Genomic DNA, 2,676 nt, shown 5'->3' with positions numbered 1-2,676 from the left:
GGTTGGACTGTCAACGATCAGAACGATTTTCTTGCGCGCCTCTTCGGACTGCAAAAGATTAACAAAGCATGAAAATGAGGACGCTCAGGGGATAATCGCGCGCTCCGAAAATGTTTGCGACAGGCCCTTGAAATGAGCCCGGTAAACACGGTATGGCTCATCGGCGAGGCTGCCCGCTCGCAAAGTGTAATGGGAGCAGGCATTCGTCATGCAAGGCTTCCTCTGGAAAAATTCAGAGGCGGATGGGCAAGACTGGTAATCTGCGATGAGAACAGCAAACGTGCCTGGAGCAATCCTCTCCATCTATCATCGAAGTCGTGAGATTGCTGGCTACGAGATCACGGGCCACGGGGAAACCCCTCTAACAAAAGGGGTTTTCAACCCTTGGAGAGCAGAAATGACAGACACATATCCAGTTCCCCGTCCGAAAATTGCCGAGACGGTTATTCATCCCTCGGTACAACTGAGGGACGCCAGAATAGGAACCTGCTGCGAAATACTGGACGATACTTCACTCCACACCGTGGAGCTGGGCGACTTTTCATATCTCGGCCAACGTTGCATCGTCGAAAATGCGGTGATTGGAAGGTTCTGCGCTGTCGCTGCCGAGGTCAGGATCGGAGCGCCCAATCACCCGATGAACCGCCCCTCCATGCACCGGTTTACCTATTGTCCAGAATATTATTCGCATGACGCTGACCGCGATCTGACTTTTTTCACAAGACGCGCCGCTGATTGTGTGACTATCGGACATGATGTCTGGATCGGGCACGGGGTCATCGTACTGCCCGGTGTGAAAATAGGTAATGGCGCGGTTCTGGCGGCTGGCGCGGTCGTCAGCAAGGATGTTGCGCCTTACACCGTGGTCGGCGGTGTGCCGGCCAAGCTCATACGGAAACGCTTTGAACCTGTAATCGTTTCGAAGCTTACCGATATTGCCTGGTGGGATTGGCCCTTTGCAACAATTATCGAACGTCTTCCAGACTTCCAGTCAGAGAACATCAACGCATTTTGTGATCGTTGGTGGGGCAAAAATGCCAACGAAAATGGCAATAGCCAATCGTAATCAAGTATGGGGCAATAATTGTTAGTGAGAAAGTTTTGATTGCCCCCCTTCAAAAGAACGCCCTCGGGGCGCGCTCCGCCTTCAGCTTGGCGACCTCTTTCCGAAGCCTCTCGATCTCAAGCTGCTCCGGCTTCATCTGGCCTTTTCCAGGAAACGACTGGCTGGGATCGTCGCCGTATTCACGAACCCATTTGCACAACACATTCTCGTGGACATCAAGATCACGAGCAGCCTGCTCAACAGTGACCCCACGTTCCCTGACAAGCTTCACAGCCTCAAGCTTATACTCGCGGCTGAATATTCGTCTTTGCATTCATGCTCTCCGGTTTCAGGAGGAATATCTTACCTCGATGTCCATGAAACCGGCGGCAGGCCAAACCGCCACCTTATCATTATAGCGGCGGGTCAATTTTTTAGTTGAAGCATGAGTTCGTCTTCAGTCATGCCCGCTCATGATCCGTTCAATGACACTGCAATGAACGGACCATGACGTTTGTGTAAACTTACATTCCGCTTTAAGATTTTAATTTAGGCAATTGTTTTAATGCTAATTTCCTGCAGATGACGCAGGAAGGCATCTGTGGAAGCAGCGACTTCCCCTGAATTGTCTATTATGACGACATCGTCTGCACCGTCATCGAAGCTCACTTCGCGCTTAAGTCGCAAAGCGATTTCTTCTCGACTTTCACGTCCACGCGATGCAAGCCGCTCTGCAAGTACTTCCGGCCTAGCCGAAATGACGACCACGGACCGTTCCGAATAAAGCCTGCGGATATCGCCAAGTACACGCCGCGAGACATTCGCAATCACCACGATACCGTCGGCGATTTCATCATCAAGCGATTTCGGCAATCCATAGCTCAGGCTATGCGCCTGCCAGTGCAGCGCGAAAGCACCCTCGCCTGCGGCTTTAGTAAATGCTGCTTCATCCAGACTGTCGTGATCTTCCGTGCCCGGCATTTGCGGACGCGTGATGATCCGGCGCACAAAATGAAACCGCGTGTCGCCCGCAAGAGCCACACGCGCTGCATCCATAATCGTGTCTTTGCCGGCCCCGCTGGGGCCGACAACGGCAACGAAACAGCCTTTCGGCGTATCGGATTGCATCTGCATCAAAGCACCCGTTCGCCTTCGCGCCAGACAGTGCGCACAACCGGAATTGCACCTTTCGGCCGCACGCGAACCAGATCGGCACGCTTTCCGATAGCGATTTCGCCGCGATCATCCATCGCCATGGCATCAGCCGGGTTCTTGGTTACGAGGCGGACAGCCTGTGGCAGCGCAATCGGACGCTCCCCCGAAGCAAGGCCGAAAGCCGACTGAATGAGGCTGAACGGAATGTAATCCGAGGACAGAATGTCGAGGCTGCCATTATCGACGAGATCGCGTGCAGCAATATTGCCGGAATGCGAGCCACCGCGCACAATATTGGGCGCGCCCATCAGAATGGAAAGGCCTGCACCTTTTGAGGCACTGGCTGCTTGGGCCTGTCGCAAACATTTTCGGAGCGCGCGATTATCCCCTGAGCGTCCTCATTTTCATGCTTTGTTAATCTTTTGCAGTCCGAAGAGGCGCGCAAGAAAATCGTTCTGATCGTTGACAGTCCAACC

The 2,676-nt window shown here is 53.4% G+C and carries 2 protein-coding genes and 2 pseudogenes; 1 reads left to right on the top strand and 3 read right to left on the bottom strand.

The features are described from left to right. The first annotated feature begins 397 nt into the window (after positions 1–397). On the top strand, positions 398–1,066 hold the full coding sequence (locus tag ABWW11_RS25240) for an LbetaH domain-containing protein (protein ID WP_024897970.1): 669 nt from the start codon (positions 398–400) through the stop codon (positions 1,064–1,066). A gap of 70 nt (positions 1,067–1,136) precedes the next feature. Here the strand turns inward: ABWW11_RS25240 and ABWW11_RS25235 are convergent. The 3 genes and pseudogenes from ABWW11_RS25235 to ABWW11_RS25225 form a co-directional block, all read right to left on the bottom strand. Next, positions 1,137–1,379 (bottom strand): annotated as a pseudogene (locus tag ABWW11_RS25235) (transposase); the annotation flags it as partial. Between the two features lie 215 nt (positions 1,380–1,594). Next, a complete protein-coding gene (phnN, locus tag ABWW11_RS25230) occupies positions 1,595–2,173 on the bottom strand; it encodes a phosphonate metabolism protein/1,5-bisphosphokinase (PRPP-forming) PhnN (protein WP_024897968.1) in 579 nt (192 codons plus the stop codon). Between the two features lie 5 nt (positions 2,174–2,178). Beyond that, positions 2,179–2,547, bottom strand: a pseudogene (locus tag ABWW11_RS25225) (amidohydrolase family protein); the annotation flags it as partial. Between the last annotated feature and the right edge of the window lie 129 nt (positions 2,548–2,676).

Source organism: Brucella sp. NBRC 113783 (assembly GCF_040372265.1).
Taxonomy (GTDB): Bacteria; Pseudomonadota; Alphaproteobacteria; order Rhizobiales; family Rhizobiaceae; genus Brucella; species Brucella teleogrylli.
Note: the sequence above shows the minus strand (reverse complement) of the source record. Positions and strands in the feature narration are given on the sequence as shown.

What these genes read in the sequence shown, in the direction of transcription:
- phnN (WP_024897968.1), bottom strand. Translation starts at nt 2,173, where the DNA reads ATGCAATCCGATACGCCGAAAGGCTGTTTCGTTGCCGTTGTCGGCCCC.
- ABWW11_RS25240 (WP_024897970.1), top strand. Translation starts at nt 398, where the DNA reads ATGACAGACACATATCCAGTTCCCCGTCCGAAAATTGCCGAGACGGTT.